Consider the following 24,267-nt stretch of genomic DNA (forward strand, 5'->3'; position numbering starts at 1 on the left):
TTTTGGTGCCGTGGCTACAAGTGCCTCACTTCGTCCGGCGGCGTTTCCCAGTTGTCGTTGCGGCCGTCCAGATAGGTGATCGGCGCATTGATCAGCTCTTCGGGCGTGACATCGTCGAGGCAGGTCACATTGACGGCATAGAATTCGCCCCAGCGCGGCGAGCTGCCGATGCCAAACGAGCGCACGCCGCAGTGACGGCAAAACAGGTGCTTGTCCCGCTTGGTCAGGAATTGGTAGGTGGTGAGTTCCGCTTCGCCCGAGAGAAGCCGGAACGCCTCCGGCTGGATGATGGCAGGCCAGAACCGTATTTTGGTGCAGATCGAGCAATTGCAGCGCAATGTTCCCTTGCTTAAATCGATGTCCGCTTCAAAGCGCACGGCGCCACAATGGCAGCTTCCATGGTAAGTCTTCACGGTTTCTCCGGCTGGTTCAATGCGGTCAAGATTAACAGTGGATTTTATCGCTGACAATGCGCCGCCGGCGTTCGAACTCGTGCCGGCCTCATTTGTTCTGCCTCAATACGAGTGCGCCTTTTTTGAACTTTGCATTCAACATCTCGGGTATATAATTTTGTTGGCAGGCGTTAGACGACGTTTTAAGCCGTTTTATCGAGGTGGACAATTATGACTGCGAAATCCACATTTTCCCGTGCTGACATGGCCGCAATTAATGCCAGGATAGCGCGCTATTCCGCCTCGCCTCTCGCATTGGCTGACTTGGCGCGCGCACCCACTTCGCCAGTTGCCGCGAAAGTGCTGCGTGAGATAGGAATTTCCCGCGAGAAGTTGAATGAGGCGTTCCGCATCGCGCTGATGACGGTTGATTCTGAAAAATAGGATTTACGGCCGTGACCTGCAGCTCCGTATACCAGCGATTGACTGCGGACCCGAGCGACGCGATCGGAGTGTTCGCATACATCATCTACAAACAGCAAAAAATTGAGTTCTGTAAGTCCTTTGGTGGACGTGAGCTCACAAAGGAAGAACTGGACAGCTTCAATGTCATCGCTTCGTTGGATACATCCATCGCAGTGTATCGGGCCCGTGGCGAGACGTTAATGAGATTTTTCATCAACGCCGGTCTCGACGAGCTTGTTGAAAGTATTGAGGCCACCACTCGCAAGGGCGTGCTGTACAGGAAAATCGAAACTGGCAATATGAATCTTCTAGAAAAGCTGGGGGCGGTTAGCGATACGCTCCGCGCAAAACGCACTATAAGTGGCTGGGTACGCGATGTTTCGGGCAATCTGGTAGTCAATTTAGTGTCGATTTTTGTGCTTGGAGCGCTTTTGCTTGGATGCCGGTTCAGCGCAGAACTCCAGCAGGGCGTCGAGAGGAAGGCGGGCATGAGCGGTACGACGGCAAGCCAGACTCAGACAACCGAGCCTGCGCACTCCGCCGGCTCGCCACCCAAACAAAACCCACCCATCCCTTAATCCAGATCGGCGTTGTCCTCGGTGTCATCCTTCGGAATGACCTTCACCAGCAGGATGCGCGGCCCGTTCATTTTCTTTGCCACGATATCGAAGTGGCGGAAGCTGATGCGCTGACCCTGTTTCGGGATGTCGCCCAGCTTCAGCATGATCAGGCCGCCGACCGACTCCACCTCGTCCATGCCCAATTCCTCGTTCTCGATATCGATGCCCAGGGTGCGTTCGAGCGAGAAGATCGGCAGGCTGGCCTTGCCGATCAAGGTGCCGTCGGGCTGCTTGAGCCAGTCGTTCTCGTTGAGGCGGAACTCATCGTGGATCTCGCCGACCATCGCGCCGAGCAGGTTGTCGAGCGTGATGAAGCCCAGCGGCCGCTTGCCCTTTTCACCGATCAGCGCGAAGTGCGGGGCGCCGTCGCGGAAGCGGCGGAATTGCTCCAGCGCCGGCGTGCGCGCCGAAATCGTCTCCACCGGCCGCAGGAACGGCATCAGGTCCGTGATCGGCTTGCCCGATTGCTGGGCGAAGAACAAATCCTTCAAGTGCACCACGCCCAGCACCGTCTCGCCATCCTTGTCGTAATACGGATAGCGGCTGAAGCGGTTGCGCAGCATGGTTTGCAGGTTGTCGGCCAGCGAGCGCCCAGCGTGCAGGCTGATCACCTCGTTGATCGGGCGCATCAGGTCCGACACGGCCAGATCGCTGAAATCGAGCGAGTGGGCCAGGATGTTGCGTTCGTCCTTGTTGTATTTCTCGCCAGGCTGGCTGGTGCGCAGGATCATTTTCAGTTCCTCGACCGAATAGTGGCTGTCGTGGCCGCCCTTGCCGGCCAGGCCGGCCAGGCGCAGCACCATGTTGGCGCTGCCGTTAAGCACCCAGATGAATGGATACATGGCCCAATAGAAGGCGTACAGCAATGGCGCGCACCACAGGCCGACCACTTCCGGCATGCGGATCGCGAGCGACTTGGGCGCCAGCTCGCCGACGACGATGTGCAGGAAGGAAATCACGCCGAAGGCGAAGATGAAGGCGATGCTGTGGACCAGCTTGGGCGAGTCGATGCCGATGGCGGTCAGGAAGGGTTCGAGCAGGCTGGCGAAGGCCGGTTCGCCGACCCAGCCCAGGCCCAGCGAGGCGAGGGTGATGCCGAGTTGGCAGGCCGACAGGTAGGCGTCGAGCTGGCCGTGTACTTTGCCGAGGATGCGTCCGCGTAGTCCCTGGGTCTTGGCGATGGCGCGAACGCGCGTCTTGCGCAGCGTGACGATGCCGAATTCGGCCGCCACAAAGAATCCATTGAGCGCGACCAGGAACAGGGCGAGCACGACAAGCATAACGTTTTGCATAGGGGCCGAGCGGCGGTGACGTAGTTAAAACATGCATCTTAAACGACTGCGCGGGGATGGGGCGCAAATTGCCGTTTATCAATCGAAAATCGGGCCGGCGGCGAGGCCGGAAATCAGGCCACCTGTGAGAATCCGCGTACTTTCCAATCGAGCAAGATGCTATTCTTATTGTAGGTTCATTTAACTTGATAAATCGGAGACGGGATGCGCAGCACAGGAAAATGGCAGCAGTTCTTTCTCACGGCGGTAGTGCTGCTGCTGGTGTCGGTGCGAAGTGACGCCGCACCAACGGCTAGCTGCGCCAAGCCAGAATGGCCGCAGGAAGCGCGTCGCTATGAGCTCGAAGGCACGACGACGTTGAGTTTTGTCGTGGGACCGGATGGCCGGCCCGTGTCGGCGAAGGTCGAGAAAAGTTCTGGTTGGGGTATTCTGGATAAGGCCTCCTTGATCGGACTGTCCCGTTGCGTGTTCCCGAAGCCGGAGATGGAAGGTCCCGCCAAGCCGACGCAATTCGTGTGGCGGTTGAACGGCGGGTCGATGCTGCACCCGTCGATGGTGGAGGGGAGTTGTCCAGCGTCCGAATGGTTCCAGACTTTCAAAAGTCTGGACAAATCACCCACCGATGCCAACGGCATCCTGCTGCGCATGCTGGTGAAAAGTGACGGGACGCCCTGGAACGTGAAGGCGGAAGCATCAGGGCTGCCGCCGGAATTGATGGATGCCGCCGCGGCGTATGTTCAAAGCTGCCGCTTCGCCGTGGACCCGGACGCCAAAGGGAAACGGACGGATACCACCTACGGCAGGTTGCTGCTGAAAAACTAGTCCTTGACGCGATGGACTACGACGAACCGAACTGTGAGTTTGCAATGAAGAAAATTTTTGGAAAATCTGCCGCCCCTCGTGAAAAACTTGGCCTCATTGTCCTGAGCAGTCCGGATATCTTATTTTTACTAGTGCTCTGCGGATTCGGCGGCGCGGCCGTCGGCTGGCTTTTTATCGGCGTCGGCGTGCTATTCGCGCTGGTTCCAATGATCGGATTTGTGGTGTATTACGGGGCGCGGCTGCGACGCAAGCAGGCCGATCTTGTCTGAACCGGATGCCGGCCTGCCGCCGGCGATCTGCGTCAGGCAGTTTGATGAGGCGGATCTTGTCGACGTCTGCCGAATTTACGCCGATGCCAAGCGTGACGAGCTGGCATACGAAGGCCAGGCCGTTGACATCATTCCGCTGGAAGAGGATGCCGTCATCCTGGCGGCGTTTCGCGAGTCCGATGTCATCGTCTGCGAAGATGGCGGAGTGATGGGATTCGCCGCCATGTTCGACGGCCAATTGCGTGCGTTGTTCGTGCACAGCGCGGCACGCGGGCGAGGCGTCGGCCATGCCTTGCTCGACGCTGCGCTGGCACGCGAGCCGCGTGGACTGTCGCTCCATGTGGCGGAGTCGAATCTGAACGCGCGACAGTTTTATGAACGAAGCGGATTCACCGTTACCGGTCAGGCGAACCGGCAATACAACGGCACTGACATTAGCTACGTGAGAATGTCGTCGTCTCCCGCGTAAGGCGGAACCCGGCATCCCGATCGTTCAGCAAGCTTCGGGTCCATCCTTGGCCCGTATAAAATCTGTCGGCCCGTGTATCTTTCGACGTGCTTAGATGAACGCTTTCGTGGCCCAGGGCGAACAGCCAGTCCACCGCGACCTGCAGCAGGCGCTTGGCGATTCCCCTGCCTTCATAATCCGGCGAGACAAACAAGGCCCAGATTGACGCGTCGTTCTTGTCGGCGTAGGAAAACCCGACCACCTCGCCATCAACCTCCGCGACCCAGCCGCACCCCAGCAGTTCCAGATAATCCCGATACATCTGTTCGGTTATTCGGCTCGGATTGGATAGCGTGTTTTCCTTGACGCCCAAGCGGATGGCCGACATCGTTGGAATGTCGAGGAGGGTGGCCTGTCGAATATGCATTGCTTCTTTCATTGATGTGAAACTGATAGGGAAGCCCGCCGGTATTTAATCATGGTTTCATCTTGGACAGTTTTGGTGTGCAGTGGAGGCACAACACTTGACGGCCGTCAGCCATGCGCGCGGTGGACGACCCATGTGGGAATGTGTGATTTTTCACTCTTCGGCGTGATGATATGCTCGAGACAGGATCGTACATCTCGCGGAGAAGACCAAGTGGCATTCACTTTCAAAACCCTCAAGTCGTTGGCGGAAGCATCCAGCGCGCAAGACCATGTCATCAAGATGCTGTCGGCCAGCGCGGAAGATTTTGTCAACGTCGTGTGGCCAGGCATCTCGCAATTGCCGATTGTCGGCGGAGGCAAGCTGCAACCGGTTGAAGCCGTTTCAGACAAAAATTTCATGGATCAACTGGACCTCCTTGCCGGCATCGACGCCTGGCACATCCAGGCCAACCCCTCGTCGATTCGCGGGCTGGCGAGCCGGGTGCAATGGGGACCGGCGCGACGCACGTTCACCATCCGTACGCGCTCCAAAGGCGGCGGAGAGACGGAGCTGGAGAAGCGAGCGAGGGCCATCGCCAATCGGGACGAGGGTCATCTCTATCCTCACCTTACGGTCCAGGCTTATCTGGACAAAAAAGGAGGGGAGCTATTGTGCGCGGCTGTCATCAGGACGACCGATCTGATTGCGCGGGCGAGTTTTCTTCAGGAGAAAATGAAGTACAACAGTAATTGGTTCGGGTATATCGACAATCCTGACGGCAGCCAATTCATGTACATCGCGTGGGATGACCTTCTCGCGCAGAAATTCGAATTGGGGATCTTGTGAAATGGGCGCCGGCCACGGCGCCAGTATGCGGTGTTCGGGGGGAGTTCGGTACAACCGCGTACGGTGTTGGCGGCGCGTGCCGGCTAATCCGCCCTACGTGGGGCGAGTCGGATGTCGTTCTGTAGCGATTCGAGGATCGTGTCGTCGCCCGGCGTGCGTCCCCGGAACCGCCCTTTTTCGTAGCGCAGGCAGCGGCCCGCGCGTTGCGTGACGGCTGTCCGGCCGTCCCTTAACGTCAGCGTGACCGTGCATAGGTATGCGTCGCCGACAAACACGCAACCTTCGCCGGGTATTCGCACATCGGCGTTGAAGCGTAACTCGACCTTGGCTTCCGCCAGTTCCTCCAACGGCACTCCCTGCTTGAGCGCGGCGCGACGCAGGAATTCTCCGTAGTTTCGGGCGACTAGCCGCACGATGTTGGTCGACGGAACGGTGGTGTGGTCAAGCAGGTTCAGTCGCATGCGCTGGTCCTCCGGCGCGTCGCGGTACAGCAATCCAAGCGCCCACTGGCCGCCCGCATCGTTGTTGCGACGGATGAAAGAGCTCGCGATGCCTGCGGCGATGTGCCTGAGCTTTTTCAGGCTGATCGTCGGCGGCAGGCTCATTTCGTCGGCAGCCAGCGCGGCTTGGTGTCGGTGTGCAGTTCGCGCTCGACCGGGCCGTCGTATTCCGGCTCCATCGTGCCCAGGGTGAGGGCGATGCGGTCCGGGCTTTGCGTGCTGCGCCAGAACAAGGTGGAGCCGCACACGCGGCAAAAGCCGCGCCGGCCGTGGTCGGACGAGGCGTATTCCGTCACGAGGTCGGCGCCACGTTCGACGGCGAAGCCGGCGGTGTCCACGTTGGCGTAGGTGCCGGACGCGGCGCCGTGCTGCTTCTGGCACATGGTGCAATAGCAGTGGCTGGCGTGGGACACCGGCCCGTCCGCCCGGTAGGCGATGCCGCCGCATAGACAAGTTCCCTTCAGCATGGCGTCCTCCGTATTAATGGGTGATCGCCAGACTGTAACCGATTCGATAACCCCTGTCAGCTTGCCACCGCGAACGGTCCGCCGTGCACCGCCGACAGGATCGCTTCGACCGCCGGGTGCTTGATCTTGCGGGCGTTGGAGATGGCGTAGAAATGCTCGCGCAGCTCCGGCGCGTCGCCGACCAGCACGGCGCCGAATTGCTCCTCGATATCGTGCGCCAGCGCCGACGTGGCGAAGAACAAGCCCATCCCGTTGCGGCCGAAGGTGTTGAGCATGGCGTTGTCCTCGAATTCGCCGACGATTTCCGGCCGCACCTCGTGCTGCACCAGCCAGGCGTCGATGCGCCCGCGCAGCGCGTTGTTGCGCGTGGGCACGAGCAGCGGCGCGTGGTTCAGGCTGGCGGGGAAGCCGGGCCGGTATTTGTCCGCCAGACGCGGCACGCCGAACAGCTTCATGTCGCTTTCGCCCAGCAGGTGGCTGAACACCTTGAGGCTGCCGCCGGCGTGCACCGTGCGGTCCGTCAGCACGACGTCGAGCTTGCCCAGCGCCAGGTCGGCCAGCAAGTCCTCGAATTCGGCCTCCATGCACACCAGCCGCACCTGCTTGTCCATTTCCTGCGTGGCCTGCAGCAGGCGGAACGCGATCAGCTTGGGCAGCGAATCGGAGATGCCCACCGTCAACCTCATCTTGCCGGCCTCGGCCTCGTCGAGCGCGTCCTGCAATTGCTCGCCCAGCAGAAAGATCTGGTCGCAGTAGCTGAGCGCGAGCCGGCCGGCCTCGGTCGGCACCAGGCGCCGCCCCTGCGGCTCGAGCAATTGCTTGCCGACCGATTGCTCGAGCGACGCCAGCTGCATGCTGATGGTCTGCACCGCCAGTCCGAGACGCTCGGCGGCGCGCGTGACGCCGCCCTCCTTGGCCACCATCCAGAAAAAATACAGGTGGCGGAAATTCAATCCGCTGGTCTTCATAGTAGGTATCTTCTGCTTTTGCGAAGTAATACTTCAATTATCTTCTATTTTTAAATTGGCTGCACGCCTATACACTGCGCTACATCAACTTATAACTGGGGAAAAAATCAATGAAGCATTTTAGAATTTCCTTCCTGGTCAGCTTTATCTGCCTTGCGGCGGCCGGCTGGTGGGGATACACGCTGAACGGATGGCCTGGCGCCTTGTCCGCTTTCGGCGTCGCGCTGATTCTGGCGGCGATGGAAGTGTCGCTGTCGTTCGACAACGCGGTGGTCAACGCCTCCGTGCTGAAGGATTGGGACGAGTTCTGGCAAAAGCTGTTCCTGGGCCTGGGTATCATCATCGCCGTGTTCGGTATGCGTTTGCTGTTCCCGCTGGTGATCGTCGCTGTCGCGGCCGACATCGGCATCATGGATGTCTGGACTTTGGCGCTGAACGATCCTAAAACGTATTCGATGCACCTGACGAACCACCACGCCGAGGTGGCGGCATTCGGCGGCATGTTCCTGCTGCTGGTGTTCCTGAACTTCCTGCTGGACGACGAGAAGGAAGTGCATTGGCTGGGTAACTTCGAGAAGAAGCTCGGCTCGCTGGGCAAGGTCTCGTCGATCTCGGTGATGATTTCGCTGGGCGTGCTGATGGCTTGTATGGGCCTGGTGACCGAGGCGCAAAAGCTGGTGGTCTTGATTTCCGGTCTGTGGGGCATCCTGGTGTACGTCGGTGTCGACGCGATCAGCGGCCTGCTGGAGAAGGAAGAGTCTGGCGGCAGCGATGTCGGCGACATGGTCAAGAAGGGCGGTATCGGTGGTTTCCTGTACCTGGAAGTGCTTGATGCCTCGTTCAGCTTCGACGGCGTGATCGGCGCGTTCGCCATCACCACCGACGTCGTGATCATCATGCTGGGCCTGGCCATCGGCGCGATGTTCGTCCGTTCGATGACCGTCTACCTGGTGAAGAAGGGCACGCTCGACCAGTTCGTCTTCCTGGAACACGGCGCCCACTATGCGATCGGTATCCTGGCCGCGATCATGCTGGCAAGTATGAAGTTCCACGTGCCGGAACTGTTCACCGGTCTGATTGGCGTGGCCTTCATCGCCGCCTCGGTCTGGTCGTCGGTGCGCCACCGCCGCAAGGAAGCGGCCGTTGAAAAGCTTGCCGCGTAACGGTGGCGTAACAAAGCGGTAGTCAAACAAAGTTAGAGTTGCAACAGAACACGGCGGGTCGTTAAATACGGACACGATCCGCCGCCTGCAGTACCCAAGTCCGGTTTCTTTAAGGAGTATCACATTATGGCAATCAGTCTGCAAAAAGGCGGTAACGTTAATCTGAGCAAGGAAGCCCCGGGCCTGTCGCAAATCGTCGTCGGCCTCGGCTGGGACGCGCGCGCCACCGACGGCAGCGCCTTCGACCTGGACGGCTCGGCCTTCCTGCTGAAGGTCGATGGCAAGGTTCGCGCCGACAACGACTTCATCTTCTATAACAACCTGAAATCGTCCGACGGTGCGGTCACCCACTCGGGCGACAACCGCACCGGCGCCGGCGACGGCGACGACGAAACCGTCACCATCGACCTGACCAAGGTGCCGGCCGATGTCGAGCGCATCGCCATCTGCGTGACGATCCACGACGGCGACGCCCGCAAGCAAAACTTCGGCATGGTGCAGAAGGCCTACATCCGCACCGTCAACGCCAGCGGCAACGCCGAAATCGCCCGCTACGACCTGTCCGAAGACGGTTCGACCGAATCGGCGATGGTGTTCGGCGAGGTGTATCGTAACGGTACCGATTGGAAGTTCAAGGCCGTCGGCCAGGGCTTCAAAGGCGGTCTCGGTCCGCTCGCCGCATCGTTCGGCGTCGGCGTTTAATTGTTGTAAAGTAGTGTTTTAATTGAAAGGACTCAGTCATGCCAAAATTTTCGGTCACCGGTGATGTCGACCCGTTTCTGCACGTTTCACTGGCGCAGGGAGAGAAGATCTACTGCGAATCGGATGCGATGGTGATGATGGAAGCGACGCTGGATTTGAAGGGCAAGGTCACCGGCGGTATCGGTGCGGCCATCATGCGTCGCTTCGCCAACGGTGAGTCCTTCTTCCAGCAACACATCGAGGCGGTGCGCGGGGGCGGCGATTGCCTGCTCGCGCCCACCCTGCCGGGCGCCATGCAGGTGCTCGACGTCGGCCAGGTGCAGTACATGCTGAGCGACGGCGCCTTTGTCGCCGCCACCTCCAACGTGGAACTGAAGGTGCGCACGCAAAGCCTGGGCAACGCGTTGTTCGCCCAGAGCGGGGGCTTCTTTATCACCGAAACCGCCGGCAGCGGCCAGGTGGCGGTGTCGGGCTTCGGCTCGATCTCGGAGCTCGATGTCACGCCCGGCAACGATGTGGTCATCGACAATTCGCATGTGGTGGTGTGGGATAACAGGCTGCGCTATGAAATCTCCGTCACCACCGGCGGCAACAGCGGCTTTTTGAGCAATCTGGTCAACAGCCAGACCAGCGGCGAAGGCATGGTGCTGCGCTTTTCCGGAACCGGAAAGATCCTGGTGTGTTCGCGCAACGGCGCGGCGTTCCGGGCTTGGGCCCAGCGCCCAGGGTCGCAGTAATCCATGATCGCCAACCAAACCAACTAAGGAGCACACAATGTCAGTTAATTTGAGCAAGGGCCAGAAGATCTCTCTGGAAAAAGAAAGCGGCGGCGCACTCGGCAAGGTCACCATGGGCCTGGGCTGGGATGCGATCAAGAGCAAGGGTTTCCTGGGCTTCGGCGCCAAGACCGAGGCGGTCGACCTGGACGCCTCCGTCGTCATGTTCGATGAAGGCCAGCGTCCGGTGGACGTGATTTGGTTCCGCCAGCTGAAGAGCAAGGACGGCAGCATCGTCCACACGGGCGACAACCGCACCGGCGCCGGCGACGGCGACGATGAGCAGATCAACGTCGACCTGAACGCCGTGCCGCCGACCGTCAAGAGCCTGGTGTTCACGGTCAACAGCTTCACCGGCCAGACCTTCGCCCAGGTCGAGAACGCCTACTGCCGCCTGCTGGACGCGTCCAACGGCAAGGAAGTGGCGCGTTTCAATTTGTCCGTGCAGGGTCCGCACTCGGCGCAGATCATGGCCAAGGTGTACCGTCACAACGGTGAGTGGAAGATGCACGCGATCGGCGAAAACGGCAACGGCCGTACCTTCGACGACCTGCTGCCGCAGATCGCCGCGCACCTGTAATGATTTCGGGGCGCAAGCGCCCCGATAATGAGTTGTACCCGCAGTTGAAGCGGAGCACCGTACCGGCGGTGCTCCGCTTTTTTGCGTTAGAACGCGTGGCGGATGCCGAGGCTGACGATGGTGGTCTTGGCGTCGAGGTTCTGGCCGGCGCCGGCGAACAGTGGCACTTCCTGCGAGCCCAGCGGCAGCAGCAGCGCGCCCGGACCGCCGGCGATCGGCAGCGGGGTGATGGCGCCGCGGACGATGTTGCCGCGCTTGTCCTTGACGCCGCCGACACGGGTGTACAGCGCGGTGCGCTTGGAGAAGTTGTAGTCCAGGCCGAACATCAGGCCGCGCTCGCGTCCACGCGTGTAGTTGGTGAAGCGCGTGTCGAGCAGGTGCGCGCTGACGTCGACCTGGCCGATGGCCTGCTTGATCGTCGCGCCCCAGGTGTTGACGGTCGGATCGGTGTTGCCGCCCAGGTTGAACTTGCCCTGGTGGCCGACGAGGGCGACGGTGGTGCCGGTGCCGGCGAAAATGTATTTGAACGACGCCATGTAGGCGCGGTAGTTCTCGATGGTGTACAGCGGCACCAGGGTGGTGCCCGAGACCACGCCCAGCGGTACGCCGCCGAAGTCGTTGCGGTGGTAGGAGGCGAGCGCGGTCAGGCTCTCGCCGCGCCAGGCCAGCATGGCGCCGACGGCGCGGCCGCGGTCGTCGGTGGTCTCGGCGCCGGCGGTCAGGCCGCCGACGATTTGTCCGGTGCTGGCGCTGGCCACCGGCGTGGTGGCGGTGGGGAAGGAGCGCGCGGCGCTGACGCCGCTGCCGACGCCGGCGTTGGTCGAGAACGACGCGATCGCCGTCCACGGTCCCTGCTTGACGGCATAGCTGACCTGGTTGTCCTGGAAGGTTTGCAAGGTGTTGACTGCCAGGCCCGCGCTGAACAGGTCGGTGCTGCCGATCGCTTCCGGCGTGACCAGGTAATAGGAGATCAGCATCGGGCTGGCCTGGCGGCCGATCTTGACCTCGCCGACCGGCGTGGTCAGGCCGACATAGGCCTGCCGGCCGAACAGGCGGCCGTCGTTGGCGAGGCCGCCGTTGTCGAGCGTGAGGCCGCCTTCGAGCACGAACAGGCCGCGATAGCCGCCGCCCAGGTCCTCGACGCCGCGCATGCCGAAGTTGCTCTGCCGCGTGTGCGACGGGCTGACCCGCACCGAGGTGCTTTTCGGCGAGGCGATCGAGTTCGGGATCGGCGTGGTGCCGCGCAGCCCGAACAGGGTGCCCTGGACGTTGCCCTCGCCTTTTTCGATGCGGTCGACGCCGACATCGAGGGTGCCGTACAGGGTGACGGACGATTGCGCGCACGCGTGGCCCATGCCGAGGAAGGCGAGGGCGGACAGGCATGCTGCGGATGCGGCGGTGCGTTTCATATTCTTGTCTCCGGTATTTTTATAAGTGGTGATAAAAACCGACCGTTTGCTCGGTCGTGTTATTGCCTAGTGTAGAGCAACATGCCTTGCGCCACGTACAGTTGTCATTAAAAGAAGGGTTTTTTTGGCGGATTGTGCCTCGGACGTGGCTATCCAAACACAGTTGTCGCGCCGGACAGGACAATTGCGGCGCCGCAACGAGGCTTGCGGATCGCTAGTGGGGTGGTGCGTATAATTTGTGTATCGCAAACAACGCAAGCGGACACGATGCTTTTTCGACAGGTATTCCCCAGGGGCGGCACATGAGCGGCGACGCCCTCCAGCCATCCACCCCGCCGGCCGCCAGCAAATGGATCGCGTTGCTGGTGGCCGGCGCCTTCTTCATGGAGAACCTGGACGGCACCATCATCACCACCGCGCTGCCGGACATCGCCAAATCGTTCGGCGTGGCGCCGCTGGCGCTCAACATCGGCGTCAGCGCCTATCTGCTGACCTTGGGCGTATTCATCCCGATCAGCGGCTGGGTGGCCGAGCGGCTGGGCGCGCGCCGCGTGTTCGCGGCGGCGCTGACGATCTTCACGCTCGCCTCCGTGCTATGCGGGATGGCCGACAGCCTGACCGAATTCGTTTGGCTGCGCGTGCTGCAAGGCGTGGGCGGGGCGATGATGGTGCCGGTCGGCCGCCTGCTGGTGCTCAAGAACACCCCCAAGGAAAAGCTGATCGGCGTGATCGCCACCCTGACCTGGCCGGCGCTGGTGGCACCGGTGCTGGGGCCGCCGGTTGGCGGCTTCATCGCCAGCTACCTGTCGTGGCGCTGGATCTTCTATCTCAATCTTCCGCTCGGGCTGATCGCGCTGGCGCTGGCCCTGTGGCTGATTCCCGAGCAGCGCGCGGAGACGCGACGGCCCTTCGACTGGCCCGGCTTCGTGCTCAGCGCGGGCGGCGTGCTGTTGCTGACGTGGGGCGCGGAGTCGGTCGGCGGCGCCAATCCGGACTGGTTCGAAGCGGCATCGTGCATGGCCGCCGGCGCCGTCATGCTGGCCGCGATGGTCTGGCACCTGCGCCGCGCCGCCCATCCGTTGATCGACCTGGGCGCGTTCGCCATCCCGACGTTCGCCATCACGCTGGTCGGCGGCTCGCTGTTCCGCATGGCGATCGGCGCCGTGCCCTTCCTGCTGCCGTTGATGTTCCAGCTGGGCTTCGGACTGGACGCCTTCCAGTCCGGCTTGCTGGTGGTGGCGGTCTTCGCCGGCAACCTGATGATGAAGCCGGCCACCACGCCCATCCTGCGGCGCTTCGGCTTCAAGCCGGTGCTGCTGGTGAACGGCCTGGCCAACGTCGCCTCGCTGGCGGCGTGCGCGCTGCTGTCGCCGGCCACGCCGGTGTGGCTGATCGCCGCCGTGCTGTTCGTCGGCGGGCTGACGCGCTCGATGCAGTTCAGCGCCCTGAACACCTTGGCCTTCGCCGACGTGCCGCAGCAGCGCATGGCGGCCGCCAACACCTTGTTCAGCACCTCGTTCCAGGTGGCGGTGGGCCTGGGCATCGCGATGGGGGCGGGCGGGGTGCGCCTGGGCCATTGGGGCGCGCAGCGGCTGGGCATCGCCGACTGGCCCGCGATCGAATACCGGCTGGCGTTTCTGCTGGTGGCGCTGGTCAGTTTGCTGGCCATGCTGGACGCGATGTTCCTCAAAGCGGGCGCCGGCGCACAAGTTGTTACAAAGCGGCGTGGCCTTTAACGCTATAATCTTGCTATGGAAAAACTAAAAGACATCTCGCAGATTGTTACGCAAGCCTCACGCGGCGAGTTGGTCTTTCCTACCAGCGTCAACGCCGCGTTGCGGCTGCAACTGGCGCTGGCCGATCCCGATTGCGACACCGACGACGTGATCCGCAAGGTGCTGGCCGAGCCGCTGCTGGCGGCGCGCACCGTGGCGCTGGCCAACGCGGTGGTGTTCAACCGTGGCGGCGTGCCCGTCACCAGCGTGCGGTCGGCCGTGGCGCGGGTGGGCTACCGCCACCTGTATACGATGGCGGCGGCGATGGTGGTGCGCCAGTTCGGCAGCCGCATCCGCGACGCCGGCCTGCGCGCCAAGGCCGAGCAGCTGTGGCGCCACACGGCCCACGTGGCCGCGCTGTCCCATGTGATCGCCCGCAAGCTGACCGCCACCGACGCCGACACGGCGATGTTCGCAGGCATCGTCCACGAGGCGGGCGGCTTTTATCTGCTGTCGCGCGCCGACGAGATTCCCGGCCTGCTGGACGATCCGGCCGACTGGATGGGCGCCGCGCACGAAATCATCACCCGCGAGATGATGAAGAAGATGGCGATCCCCGAGCCGGTGAGCCTGGCCATCGTCTCGCTGCGCGGAGCGACGTTGACGCCGCCGCCGCTGGGCTTGCGCGACACCTTGCTCATCGCCAAGCGGCTGGCGCCGGTAGCCTCGCCGTTTTCGCCGACGCAGGAGCACGCCGGCCTGGCCGGCTTCATCGACGACAACGCCGCGCTGGAGCAGATGCTGGCCGAATCGGCCGAGGAGGCCGCCTCGATGAGCGCGGCGTTGCTGGTCTAGGGGCGTTGTCGGCGGCGCGTGCATGGCGGATTACGGCGTTCCGCCTAATCTGCCCTACGTGGATCCGTGGCGGATTCGCCGTCGCATTGCTCATTTGGCCGGCGGCCGTCGACCGGCCACGGTTCCACGTAGGGCGGATTAGCGCAGCGTAATCCGCCATGTGTGGACAGTCGATAACGCATATCACGGCCGATTCGCCGCCCTGTGGCGAAAACGATGTATAAGCAATCATTTTTGTCGAAACTCTGGCAATATGCACATCGCACGACCCTCATAGGCGATAATGCCGAATAGTCGTCATACAACAAACCAACAGCCATGAGTCAAACCGCAGCAGTCCCATTGCCCGCCGCGCCGGCGCCCTTGCCCAAGAAGAAGCACCGCAACCTCGCCCAAGGCGTGGTGGAGAGCTTCACCCACAGCATCCAGGCCGGCACCCTGAAACCGGGCGAGAAACTGCCGACCGAATCGGTGATCATGGAAATGCACGGCGTCAGCCGCACCGTGGTGCGCGAGGCCATCTCCCACCTGCAGGCGGCGGGGCTGGTGCAGACCCGCCACGGCATCGGCACCTTCGTGCTCGAACCGCAGCCGGCCAACCTGCGCATCTCGTCCGACACCATCCGCACCCTCGGCGACGTGCTGGCCATCCTGGAACTGCGCATCAGCCTCGAAACCGAGGCCGCGTGGCTGGCGGCGAGCCGCCGCAGCGAAGAACAGGTGCAGGAAATGGGCGTGGTGCTCAAGCGCATCCAGGAATCGCAAACCCGCCCCGGCTCGGTCGAATCGGACGTCAAATTCCATCTGCTGATCGCGCAGGCCACCGGCAACCGCTATTTCGTCGATATCCTGAGCGACCTGGGCAATACCATCATCCCGCGCACGCGCGTCGATTCGGCGCAGCTGGCCCACGACGATCCGGTGGTCTACCAGGAGCGCGTCAACCGCGAACATGACGATATATACAACGCCATCCTGCGCAAGGATGCCGAGGCGGCCCGCGCCGCCATGCGTACCCACCTGAGCAACAGCCGCGAGCGCCTGCGCCGCGCGCAAGAGGATATCGCCGCCAAGAACGGCTGATACGCGGAAGGGCGGCGCCGCCGCCGCGGGTTTCGCCCTGAACAGCAACGCTAGTGCCGGCGATCGGCGAGTTTTCGCTAAATCGCTTGCTCCCGTCCGAATATGGTTGTACGATGTCATACAACACGCGACGGGAAGCCCGTCGAACTTCCCCTTCACACAATAGACGTCGATTATTGGAGACCTTATGCAACCGAATGACCTGAAAAAAATCCTTTCCTCTGGCCTGCTGTCGTTCCCGATCACCGACTTCGATGCCGAAGGCAATTTCCGTAAATCGACCTACATCGAGCGCCTGGAATGGCTGGCCCCGTACGGCGCGACCGCGCTGTTCGCCGCCGGCGGCACCGGCGAGTTCTTCTCGCTGACCCCGAACGAATACACCGACATCATCAAGACCGCCGTCGACACCTGCGCCGGCCAAGTGCCTATCCTGGCCGGTGTCGGCGGTCCGACCCGCGTCGCCGCCGCCTACGCCAAGGAAGCCGAGCGCGTGGGCGCCCAGGGCTTGCTGCTGTTGCCGCACTACCTGACCGAAGCGTCGCAGGACGGCCTGATCGAACACGTCGCCGAAGTCTGCAAGGCGACCAACCTGGGCGTGGTGGTGTACAACCGCGCCAACTGCCGCCTGACCCCGGACTCGCTGGCCAAGCTGGCCGACCGTTGCCCTAACCTGATCGGCTTCAAGGACGGCGTCGGCGACATCGAACTGATGGTCTCGATCTGGCGCAAGATGGGCGACCGTTTCAGCTACCTGGGCGGCCTGCCAACGGCCGAAGTGTACGCGGCGGCCTACAAGGCGCTCGGCACTCCGGTATACTCGTCGGCGGTGTTCAACTTCATGCCGAAGCTGGCGATGGACTTCTACCACGCGGTCGCCTCGGACAACCACGCCGAACAAAACCGGATGCTGGACGAGTTCTTCCTGCCGTACCTGGAGATCCGCAACCGCAAGGCCGGCTACGCCGTCAGCATCGTCAAGGCCGGCGCCCGCCTGGTCGGCCACGACGGCGGCCCGGTGCGCGCACCGCTGACCGACCTGACCGCCGAAGAATGCGACATGCTCGACAAGCTGATTCGCAAGCAGGGCGCGCAATAATCCGGTAAGCTGTCGTCATAGAACGTCATACAACATAAGCGCGGCTGGTCCGCGCTTTTCACACATCTAAGGAGTCGATATGCAAGTAGCTGGCGAAATGATCATTGGCCGCAACGCCGTTGTGGGTAAAGAGGGCACGATGAAGGCGATCGATCCATCGCGCAACGTCGAAATCGAACCGGCGTTCGGCCTGGCCGGCGCCGCCGACCTGGCGCGCGCCTGCGAACTGGCCGACGCCGCCTTCGACGTCTACCGCGCCACCGGCCTGGAAGCGCGCGCCAAGTTCCTCGAAACCATCGCCGACCGCATCATGGATCTCGGACCGACCCTGATCGAGCGCGCGATGCGGGAAACCGGCCTGCCGCAAGCCCGCCTGGAAGGCGAGCGCGGTCGTACTTGCAATCAATTGCGCCTGTTCGCCAAAGTCGTGCGCGACGGCCGCTTCCAGTCGGCCACCCTGGACAGCGCTCTGCCGGAACGCACTCCGCCGCGCAGCGACCTGCGTCTGCGCAAGATCGGCCTGGGCCCGGTCGCCGTGTTCGGCGCCTCGAACTTCCCGCTGGCGTTCTCGGTGGCCGGCGGCGATACCGCCTCGGCGCTGGCCGCCGGTTGCCCGGTCGTCGTCAAGGCCCACTCGGCCCACCTGGGCACCTCGGAACTGGTCGGCAAAGCCGTCGCCAAGGCCGCTGAGGAATGCGGCATGCCGGAAGGCGTGTTCTCGATGCTGATCGGCTCCGGCCAGACCATCGGCCAGGCGCTGGTGAGCCATCCCGCCATCAAGGCGGTCGGCTTCACCGGCTCGCGCGCCGGCGGCCTCGCCCTGATGAAAACCGCCGCCGAACGCAAGGAACCGATCCCTGTGTACGCCGAAATGAGCTCGATCAATCCCGTGTTCCTGCTGCCGGGCGCGCTGGACAACGCCAAGCTGCCGCAAGCCTTCGCCGATTCGCTGACGATGGGCGCCGGCCAGTTCTGCACCAACCCCGGCCTGCTGATCGGCCTGAAAAGCGACAAGCTGCAAGCCTTCGTCGATGCCGCCGCCGGCTCGCTGGGCGCCAAGCCCGCCGCCACCATGCTGACCCCTGGCATCCACAAAGCCTACGTCAACGGCGTCAAGGGCCTGGCGGGCATCGAAGGCGTTTCGCAAAAGGCCGCCGGCCAGACCACCGAGGCGCCATGCGCCGCGCAAGCGTTCCTGTACCAGGTCGACGCGAAAACCTTCCTGAGCAATCCAGCGCTGGAAGGCGAGATCTTCGGACCGACCTCGCTGCTGGTGGTCGCCAACGACGAAGCCGAACTGCTGGCCGTGGCCGAACACGTCGAAGGTCAACTGACCGCCGCCGTCCACGCCACCGCCGACGACCGTCAACTGGCCGCGCGCCTGATGCCTGTGTTGGAACGCAAAGTGGGCCGCATCCTGTTCAACGGCTTCGGCACCGGCGTGGAAGTCTCGCACGCCATGGTGCACGGCGGCCCGTTCCCATCGACCTCGGACAGCCGTTCGACGTCGGTTGGCGCCGGCGCCATCGACCGCTTCCTGCGCCCTGTTTGCTACCAGGACGTGCCTTCCTACCTGTTGCCTGAATCGCTGGCTGACGAGAATCCGCAAAAGCTGCCGCGCATCGTCAACGGTGACCTGGTATGGAACGCGTAAGCGACATCAAATGCGCGGTGGGCGAAAGCCCGACGTGGAGTGCGGCGGAATCGGCCTTTTACTGGACCGATATCCCCGCCAAGCGTGTCTGGCGCCTGGACCTCGCGTCCGGCGCCACGCGTTTCTGGACCTTGGATGAAATGGCCGGCTGTGTCGCGACCAGGGCCGGTGGTGGCCTGATCGCCGGCATGGAGACGGGCGTGTTCAAGCTGGAGCTGGGCGACGGCCCGGCCGCCGTGGCGACCAAGGTGGCCACGCCATCGGTGGGCCTGGGCGAAGGCATGCGCTTCAACGACGGCCGCTGCGACCGTCAGGGGCGCTTCGTGGCCGGTACCATGTTCATGGACATGTCGGCCAATCGTCCGGTCGGCAAACTGTTCCGTTACGATGCGGCGCATGGTATTTCGGCGCCGCTGGTGGTCGAGCTGCTGACGCAGAACGGCACCGCCTTCTCGGCGGACGGACGCACCATGTACCTGTCGGACTCGCATCCGCTGCGGCGCATGGTGTGGGCGTTCGACTACGACATCGCCGACGGCGTGCCGTCGAACCAGCGCGTGTTCGCCGATCTGACGAAGGAGGTTGGACGTCCGGACGGCGCGGCGGTCGACGCCGACGGTTGCTACTGGGTCGCCGGCAACGACGGCGGCTGCCTGCTGCGCTACACCCCGGACGGCAAGCTCGATCGCCGCCTCGAGGTGCCGATGAAGAAGCCGTCGATGTGCTCCTTCGGCGGCAAGGATCTGGACACGATGATCGTCACCTCCATCCCGTCCGGCAAGCCGGAGGACGCGGAGTGGGGCGGGGCGGTGTTGCTGCTGCGGCCCGGTGTCAAAGGGCTGGCGGAAACGCCGTTCGTTGGATGAATGATCAAAAAATCGGACACCTTGGTGTCCGATTTTTTTTCATGGACGCCGCGCCGCTACTGTTTTGTCAGGCGCATCTTGAATTGCGTGACCCATTTGTCGTTGACCTGCATCTCGCTCAGGACTTCGTAGGCGTCCGGACCGGCGGGCGTCCAGCTGGCGCGGTAGGGGAGCGCCTTGCCATTGGCGCCGATATATTGGGTCGCCGGGAATTCGAGGCCGGTGGCCGTCGGCGTCATCGTGCCGCGACTGTGGCCACCGCCGTTTTCCACGTACAGATAGGCGATGTGCTTCGCGGTCGCGTCGTAGTAGTAGATGGTCTCGCCGACGTAATCGGGCTTGCCCGGCGAGCGCGTGGTGTGCACGTCGCGCAGCGCCTTGCCGTCGTACATCCACTGGAAGCAGTGCTCGTCGGTTTGCGGTTTGCCGGCGGCGAATTCGCCCTTCCAGCAATGGCCGGCGAGGAAAGCCATCGGCTTGAGCGCATCGATCGGCGCCGCCTGCGCGGCGGTGGCGGACAGCAGCAACAGCAGGGACAGCGGACGCATGATCGGCCTCGCGGTATGGTGACGGACCAGTATAAACCGATCCGGGGTCAGGTCCACCATTTCTACACAAGCTCGAGCGTTGTCGGCGGCTCTGCGGCGGATTACGGCGTTCCGCCTCTTAAGGCCTACCGGCAGGTAGGCCGCCTCCTTCGGAGGGGCCCCGGGGCGGATTGGCGGGCCTCGCCCGCTAATCCGCCACGAGCCGCCAGCGGCCATGACGGGTTCTGCGTCCTATCCTCAGGCGTTCAGCGTGGTGTTGTGGACCTTGCCGCCGATGGTGACGTTCTTTAAGGTCAGCCCTTTGACGTTGTACAGGAACCATGGCTGCGCGGTGTTGACCGGAACGCCGAAATCGCAGTCGGTGATCGTCACGTCCGTGACCGGCACCACCGGCGGCATCGGCCCCGGACCGTTGTAGTCCGACGCCACCGGCCCGAGGATCACGATCGCCTGGAAGCACGACGCCGTCTTGCCGTCCTTGGTGACGTTGCCAACCTTGATGTTCGAGATATGAATGTTCGACACCACCGGCGGCCGCGTACGCACGTTGTCGCTGATCGGCGTGTAGTCGCAATCGAAGGTGACGATGGCGCCGGCCGCCGTGGCCACCGTCTTCGATTGGATCGGCGACCCTGGCAGCGACGCGTAGAACGACGGCGACAACTGTACCCCATTCGGTATCGTGCAATCGCGCACGTAGAAATTGCGCAGGTAGCCGCCGCGATTCATGTTGGTCTTCATGCGGATCGCGGTGTTGAGCGGGTTGGTCTTCCAGTTGGCGTTTTCGAACACCAGCTTTTGCGCGAACACGTTCTGGATGCCGCCGGCCATCTCGCTGCCCAGGGTCACGCCGCCATGGCCGCTGTGCATGATGCAGTTCTGGACGACGATGTTCTGCGACGGGCCGAATTGCGTATCCAGATCCTTGCCGGCCTTGATGGCGATGCAGTCGTCGCCGGTGTCGAAGGTGCAGCCCTCGATCAGCACGTGGTCGCAGGCTTCCGGATCGAAGCCGTCGCTGTTCGGGCCATGGCTTTCGCAGTGCACCTTGCGGATGACGATATTGCGGCAGTGGACCGGATGGTGCATCCAGAACGGCGTGCGCGTGACGTGGTACCCCTGCAGCAGCACGTTGGTGCAGCCGATCAGCTGGATCATCGGCGGACGCAGATAGTGGCCGATGCCGAACACGCGCTTCGACAGCGGCACGCCCGCTTCGGACAGCGCCGGCAGATACTGCGCGTCGGCGCGCCAGCGCTGGCCTTCGCCCTGGATCAGCAGGCGCTCGGCCTCGGTCAGCTTGGGCGCGACCGTCGCCAGCGACATGGCGTTGAGCGGGTTTTCGGTGTTCTCCGACATTTTGCCGGCCTTGAAGTTGGGCGTGGTGCCCTGGCCGATCGAGTTGATGGTTTTTTGCTTGCCCTTCCAGGTCCACCAGCAGTCGCCTTCGTCGTTGAACGGCACGCCGCCCTGGCCGTCCAGGGTGCTGGTCCAGTCATCGCCGGTCAGCGCGATGTTGTGCTGGTTGTAGGCGTACACCATCGGCGAGTAATTGAGCACGTCGTTGCTCTGCCAGCGCGAGATCGACAGCTTGCCATGCTTGCCGCAATCGATGTCGCCGTACTTGGCGTAGTCCTCCGGCTTGTGGCTGAAGTAGACGTGGGCCTTGGCGCTCAGGTGCACGTTCACGTTCGACAGCAGCACGATCGGGCCGGCGCAGTACCAGTCGCCGGCCGGGATGACCACGCGGCCGCCGCCGGCGTCGCTGCAGGCCTTGATGGCGTCGCGGATGGCGGTGTAGCAGTCGGGCGATCCGGCCACCGGCGTGTCGATGGTGTCCTGCTCCTCGAAAGAGATCCAGGCTTTGACCTTGGACAGCTTGCAGGTCTTGGCCCCGTAGGCGGTGATATCGAAATCCTGCTTGCGGAACTTGAGCGGTTTTGAGACGTGATCGACGATCGCCTGCGCCTGCAGCCATGGATCGGGCGCTGTGGCGGCGTTAGCGGTAACGGGGAGGCCTAGCGACAGGCCGGCGGCCGGCAGGGCTTTCATCAAACTGCGGCGCTGGGTATTGATAGACATGCTGTATTCCTTAGTCGTCCTGATTGTTGAATTCACCGATGAAGATGTCGGCGGGAGTAGGTTTCGCGGTGTAGCCGAGATCCTTGACCGGATCGATGCCGGCCTTGATCAAATTGTTCCAATAGTCGTCGGAGCTGTATTGAACAGGGCGGTAAGGCAGGCCGCCATGCTTGTTCCAGTCCGACCACGGCTTGAAGCGGTTGATATGGGCGCCGATGCGGGAATTGAGCACGGCCATTTTGCCCACCGCCTCCAGCGAGACGCGGGCGATGGTGCCGGTAGGCGCCTGGTAGCCGTTGGTGTCGCCCAGCAGGCAAGCGTAACCTTCGACCGGCACCGGCGCATAGGGCGTGCAGCGGGCGCTGTGGAACCATTGGCGCAGCAGGTAGAACGTCCCCCGTCGCGCGTTGGCCGAGCCGTCGTGCGTGAAGCGACAGTTGTCGAAGACGAAGCCGTATTTGGTTTTCAAGTGCGTGTCCGGCGCCGCGACATACGACAGGCCGCGATCGCCGATCGATCTGATTTCCGTTTGGTGGAAGTAGGCGGTGCTGTCCCCGAAAATGAAATCGACGTCGCCTTCGATGTAGGACTTGTTGAAGAAGCTGCGCGAGGTGCTGCCGATGCGCGGCGACTTGAGGTACAGCGTGTCCTGGAAGCCGATCAGGCGGATGTTCTCGAACTGCGCCTTGTCCGAGCCGTCCACCTGCAGCGCCAATGCCTGATGGTGCACGTTGTTGACGTTGGGGAGCGACTCGGCGCGGGCATTGCCGATGTCCTTGTTGTAGCCGTTTTCGAACGTGAGGTTGCGCGCCTGGAAGCCATTGTTCCGTACCCAGACGGTGGCGGTGCCGAAGGTGCCGATGACGGCGCGGTCCTTGATCGTCGCGTACATCGCCTGCGCTCCGGGCGCCGCTTTGGCGAACTGGGCGCCGTATTGCGCGGCGTAGGCGGCCCCTGTCACCGAGGCGTCCAGTTTGGCGGTGACTTTGGTGGCGGCGGGGTCCTTGCCGTCGCCATACATCGTCAGCGGCGCGGTGTTGGCGGGGACGTACACCAGCTCATGATAGGTGCCAGGTTTGACCAGCATGTACAGGCGCCTGGCCGGATGCGCGGCGCTGTCGAGCACCGCGCGGTTGACCGCCTGCTGGATGGTGTTGAACGTTTTGACGCCGTCCGCCTTCGCGGCATGGTCGACGATGTAGTCGGGCGTGAACGCGGCGCCCCTGGCCAGCGGATCGGTCAGCGGGTCCCAGGGATCGACGTTTTCCTTGCCGGCGGCGCCGACATACTTGAGCACCTCGCCGTACGCGAATTGTTTGGCTTGCGCTGCGCTCAGTTGGGGGCGGGTGCTGGAATTGCCCTGCGCCGCCCCGACACCGGCGGCGACCATCAACGCGGCGGCGAAAACGGAAGGCGCCAGCTTCACTGCTCACCCTCGCGCTTGAACATGCCCACGCTTTCCGGCACGGCGCGCCTCATCTCTTCCACCACCATGTTCGCGAAGAACGCGGCGCCTTTCGGGCCGACGTGGGTGCGGTCGAAGGCCGATTTGGCGGCGCCCGCGACTTCCACCTTGCCGGCCGTCGGCGCCGGTGTGGCCTCGGCGGTTTTTTCGGGACGCGGCGCCATCGCCAGCGTGTCGGCTTCGTCCTGGCCCATTGCCTGCACAGCGGCGTAGCTGTCGGCGTTCAGATCCAGCAGCGGCACGCGCTGGGCGGCGGCGGCGGCGCGGATCACGTCGGCCCACGGCTGTAGAGTGTTCTCCAGGACGTTGTCCTTGAAGGTGCGGCGCGTCAGCGGCGTGACCAGCACGGGAACGCCGCCGAGCGCCTTCACTTCCTGGGCGTAGCGGTTCATATTGACCGGGAATTCGGTTTTGAGGTCGGTCGAGCGGCCGGGTTTTCCCGGCTGGTCGTTGTGGCCGAACTGGATCAGCACATAGGTGGCACGGTAGGCGGCGCTGCCGCGCAGCAGTCCCTCGACCTCGTCCCAGCGGCCCTCGGCGCGGAAGCTGCCGGAGCTGCGGCCCCCCCGGGCCAGGTTGATGCAGGTGTTCGACCGTTGTACGCGTGCGCAGAAGGCGTCGCCGTAGCCGCTGTTGCTGGCCATCGTCGAGTCGCCGACAAGGATGACGCGCACCGGCTTGGCCGGAGGAGGGGGCGCGGGGTCGGCGGCGTGGACGGCGTGGGCGCACATCGACAACGCGACGGCGAAAAAGCTGATCGGGAGTTTCATAG

The 24,267-nt window shown here is 63.1% G+C and carries 27 protein-coding genes; 16 read left to right on the top strand and 11 right to left on the bottom strand.

Features of this window, described 5'->3' with window-relative positions; translation table 11 throughout:
- Nucleotides 1-14 precede the first annotated feature (14 nt).
- Nucleotides 15-413 carry a GFA family protein gene (locus tag AC07P1_RS25130; RefSeq protein ID WP_494698399.1) on the bottom strand — a complete coding sequence of 133 codons (399 nt, stop codon included), beginning with the start codon at nucleotides 411-413 and terminating at the stop codon, nucleotides 15-17.
- A gap of 210 nt (nucleotides 414-623) precedes the next feature.
- On the opposite strand from AC07P1_RS25130, the gene AC07P1_RS25135 reads away from it, so the two are divergent.
- Both AC07P1_RS25135 and AC07P1_RS25140 read left to right on the top strand, forming a co-directional pair.
- On the top strand, nucleotides 624-836 hold the full coding sequence (locus AC07P1_RS25135) for a hypothetical protein (protein WP_494698400.1): 213 nt from the start codon (nucleotides 624-626) through the stop codon (nucleotides 834-836).
- 68 nt (nucleotides 837-904) lie between these two features.
- Nucleotides 905-1,435: a hypothetical protein gene (locus tag AC07P1_RS25140; protein ID WP_494698401.1), complete on the top strand. Its 531-nt coding sequence runs from the start codon at nucleotides 905-907 to the stop codon at nucleotides 1,433-1,435.
- On the opposite strand, the gene AC07P1_RS25145 is transcribed toward AC07P1_RS25140, so the two are convergent.
- On the bottom strand, nucleotides 1,432-2,769 hold the full coding sequence (locus AC07P1_RS25145) for a hemolysin family protein (protein ID WP_494698402.1): 1,338 nt from the start codon (nucleotides 2,767-2,769) through the stop codon (nucleotides 1,432-1,434). The genes AC07P1_RS25140 and AC07P1_RS25145 overlap by 4 nt on opposite strands.
- Nucleotides 2,770-2,973: 204 nt before the next feature.
- On the opposite strand from AC07P1_RS25145, the gene AC07P1_RS25150 reads away from it, so the two are divergent.
- Genes AC07P1_RS25150 through AC07P1_RS25160 form a run of 3 tightly spaced genes read left to right on the top strand, consistent with a single transcriptional unit; the run spans nucleotide 2,974 to nucleotide 4,329 of the window.
- Nucleotides 2,974-3,591: an energy transducer TonB gene (locus tag AC07P1_RS25150; protein WP_494698403.1), complete on the top strand. Its 618-nt coding sequence runs from the start codon at nucleotides 2,974-2,976 to the stop codon at nucleotides 3,589-3,591.
- 44 nt (nucleotides 3,592-3,635) lie between these two features.
- On the top strand, nucleotides 3,636-3,860 hold the full coding sequence (locus AC07P1_RS25155; protein ID WP_494698404.1) for a hypothetical protein: 225 nt from the start codon (nucleotides 3,636-3,638) through the stop codon (nucleotides 3,858-3,860).
- Nucleotides 3,853-4,329, top strand: coding sequence for a GNAT family N-acetyltransferase (locus AC07P1_RS25160; protein WP_494698405.1), 477 nt, complete (start codon nucleotides 3,853-3,855; stop codon nucleotides 4,327-4,329). Before AC07P1_RS25155 ends, AC07P1_RS25160 begins: the two co-directional genes overlap by 8 nt.
- Here AC07P1_RS25160 and AC07P1_RS25165 read toward each other — a convergent pair.
- Nucleotides 4,295-4,735 carry a GNAT family N-acetyltransferase gene (locus AC07P1_RS25165; RefSeq protein ID WP_494698406.1) on the bottom strand — a complete coding sequence of 147 codons (441 nt, stop codon included), beginning with the start codon at nucleotides 4,733-4,735 and terminating at the stop codon, nucleotides 4,295-4,297. The genes AC07P1_RS25160 and AC07P1_RS25165 overlap by 35 nt on opposite strands.
- A 213-nt stretch (nucleotides 4,736-4,948) precedes the next feature.
- On the opposite strand from AC07P1_RS25165, the gene AC07P1_RS25170 reads away from it, so the two are divergent.
- Nucleotides 4,949-5,563, top strand: a complete 615-nt coding sequence (locus AC07P1_RS25170; protein WP_494698407.1) for a hypothetical protein — start codon at nucleotides 4,949-4,951, stop codon at nucleotides 5,561-5,563.
- Nucleotides 5,564-5,646: 83 nt separating this feature from the next.
- On the opposite strand, the gene AC07P1_RS25175 is transcribed toward AC07P1_RS25170, so the two are convergent.
- The 3 genes from AC07P1_RS25175 to nhaR are packed head-to-tail and all read right to left on the bottom strand — an operon-like array spanning nucleotide 5,647 to nucleotide 7,498.
- Nucleotides 5,647-6,168, bottom strand: a complete 522-nt coding sequence (locus AC07P1_RS25175) for a hypothetical protein (protein ID WP_494698408.1) — start codon at nucleotides 6,166-6,168, stop codon at nucleotides 5,647-5,649.
- The gene (locus tag AC07P1_RS25180) at nucleotides 6,165-6,530 is read right to left on the bottom strand and encodes a GFA family protein (RefSeq protein WP_494698409.1); all 366 of its coding nucleotides are present in this window, start codon (nucleotides 6,528-6,530) and stop codon (nucleotides 6,165-6,167) included. The genes AC07P1_RS25175 and AC07P1_RS25180 overlap by 4 nt, the downstream gene beginning before the upstream one ends.
- 56 nt (nucleotides 6,531-6,586) lie before the next feature.
- Nucleotides 6,587-7,498: a transcriptional activator NhaR gene (gene nhaR, locus AC07P1_RS25185; RefSeq protein ID WP_090316692.1), complete on the bottom strand. Its 912-nt coding sequence runs from the start codon at nucleotides 7,496-7,498 to the stop codon at nucleotides 6,587-6,589.
- Between the two features lie 110 nt (nucleotides 7,499-7,608).
- Here nhaR and AC07P1_RS25190 point away from each other — a divergent pair, with 110 nt between their 5' ends.
- From AC07P1_RS25190 to AC07P1_RS25205, 4 genes are all read left to right on the top strand, one after another.
- Nucleotides 7,609-8,661, top strand: coding sequence for a DUF475 domain-containing protein (locus AC07P1_RS25190; RefSeq protein ID WP_494698410.1), 1,053 nt, complete (start codon nucleotides 7,609-7,611; stop codon nucleotides 8,659-8,661).
- Nucleotides 8,662-8,787: 126 nt separating this feature from the next.
- A complete protein-coding gene (locus tag AC07P1_RS25195; RefSeq protein ID WP_090316687.1) occupies nucleotides 8,788-9,363 on the top strand; it encodes a TerD family protein in 576 nt (191 codons plus the stop codon).
- A 38-nt stretch (nucleotides 9,364-9,401) separates the two neighbouring features.
- Nucleotides 9,402-10,100 (top strand): TIGR00266 family protein, encoded by a 699-nt coding sequence (locus AC07P1_RS25200; protein WP_494698411.1) that lies wholly within the window; start codon nucleotides 9,402-9,404, stop codon nucleotides 10,098-10,100.
- Nucleotides 10,101-10,137: 37 nt separating this feature from the next.
- Nucleotides 10,138-10,719 carry a TerD family protein gene (locus tag AC07P1_RS25205; protein WP_494698412.1) on the top strand — a complete coding sequence of 194 codons (582 nt, stop codon included), beginning with the start codon at nucleotides 10,138-10,140 and terminating at the stop codon, nucleotides 10,717-10,719.
- An 86-nt stretch (nucleotides 10,720-10,805) separates the two neighbouring features.
- Here AC07P1_RS25205 and AC07P1_RS25210 read toward each other — a convergent pair whose 3' ends face one another.
- Nucleotides 10,806-12,128: a porin gene (locus AC07P1_RS25210; RefSeq protein WP_494698413.1), complete on the bottom strand. Its 1,323-nt coding sequence runs from the start codon at nucleotides 12,126-12,128 to the stop codon at nucleotides 10,806-10,808.
- A gap of 302 nt (nucleotides 12,129-12,430) precedes the next feature.
- On the opposite strand from AC07P1_RS25210, the gene AC07P1_RS25215 reads away from it, so the two are divergent.
- The 6 genes from AC07P1_RS25215 (at nucleotide 12,431) to AC07P1_RS25240 (ending at nucleotide 19,400) form a co-directional block, all read left to right on the top strand.
- The gene (locus AC07P1_RS25215) at nucleotides 12,431-13,864 is read left to right on the top strand and encodes a DHA2 family efflux MFS transporter permease subunit (protein WP_494698414.1); all 1,434 of its coding nucleotides are present in this window, start codon (nucleotides 12,431-12,433) and stop codon (nucleotides 13,862-13,864) included.
- 15 nt (nucleotides 13,865-13,879) lie between these two features.
- The gene (locus AC07P1_RS25220) at nucleotides 13,880-14,698 is read left to right on the top strand and encodes an HDOD domain-containing protein (RefSeq protein WP_315212245.1); all 819 of its coding nucleotides are present in this window, start codon (nucleotides 13,880-13,882) and stop codon (nucleotides 14,696-14,698) included.
- 318 nt (nucleotides 14,699-15,016) lie between these two features.
- On the top strand, nucleotides 15,017-15,781 hold the full coding sequence (locus tag AC07P1_RS25225) for a FadR/GntR family transcriptional regulator (protein WP_494698415.1): 765 nt from the start codon (nucleotides 15,017-15,019) through the stop codon (nucleotides 15,779-15,781).
- A 187-nt stretch (nucleotides 15,782-15,968) separates the two neighbouring features.
- Complete coding sequence (gene kdgD, locus AC07P1_RS25230) at nucleotides 15,969-16,880, top strand: 5-dehydro-4-deoxyglucarate dehydratase (RefSeq protein ID WP_494698416.1); 912 nt, start codon at nucleotides 15,969-15,971, stop codon at nucleotides 16,878-16,880.
- 79 nt (nucleotides 16,881-16,959) lie between these two features.
- The gene (locus tag AC07P1_RS25235) at nucleotides 16,960-18,534 is read left to right on the top strand and encodes an aldehyde dehydrogenase (NADP(+)) (protein ID WP_494698417.1); all 1,575 of its coding nucleotides are present in this window, start codon (nucleotides 16,960-16,962) and stop codon (nucleotides 18,532-18,534) included.
- Nucleotides 18,522-19,400 carry an SMP-30/gluconolactonase/LRE family protein gene (locus AC07P1_RS25240; RefSeq protein WP_494698418.1) on the top strand — a complete coding sequence of 293 codons (879 nt, stop codon included), beginning with the start codon at nucleotides 18,522-18,524 and terminating at the stop codon, nucleotides 19,398-19,400. Before AC07P1_RS25235 ends, AC07P1_RS25240 begins: the two co-directional genes overlap by 13 nt.
- Before the next feature lie 56 nt (nucleotides 19,401-19,456).
- On the opposite strand, the gene AC07P1_RS25245 is transcribed toward AC07P1_RS25240, so the two are convergent.
- From AC07P1_RS25245 to AC07P1_RS25260, 4 genes are all read right to left on the bottom strand, one after another.
- Complete coding sequence (locus AC07P1_RS25245; RefSeq protein ID WP_494698419.1) at nucleotides 19,457-19,948, bottom strand: hypothetical protein; 492 nt, start codon at nucleotides 19,946-19,948, stop codon at nucleotides 19,457-19,459.
- A gap of 237 nt (nucleotides 19,949-20,185) precedes the next feature.
- Entirely contained in the window at nucleotides 20,186-22,030 is a 1,845-nt protein-coding gene (locus AC07P1_RS25250) for a glycoside hydrolase family 28 protein (RefSeq protein ID WP_494698420.1), read from the bottom strand.
- A gap of 10 nt (nucleotides 22,031-22,040) precedes the next feature.
- Nucleotides 22,041-23,456, bottom strand: coding sequence for a pectinesterase family protein (locus AC07P1_RS25255; RefSeq protein ID WP_494698421.1), 1,416 nt, complete (start codon nucleotides 23,454-23,456; stop codon nucleotides 22,041-22,043).
- On the bottom strand, nucleotides 23,453-24,265 hold the full coding sequence (locus AC07P1_RS25260) for a rhamnogalacturonan acetylesterase (protein ID WP_494698422.1): 813 nt from the start codon (nucleotides 24,263-24,265) through the stop codon (nucleotides 23,453-23,455). The genes AC07P1_RS25255 and AC07P1_RS25260 overlap by 4 nt, the downstream gene beginning before the upstream one ends.
- Nucleotides 24,266-24,267: the final 2 nt, after the last annotated feature.

The organism is Duganella sp. GW821-FHT07F09, from assembly GCF_059418705.1.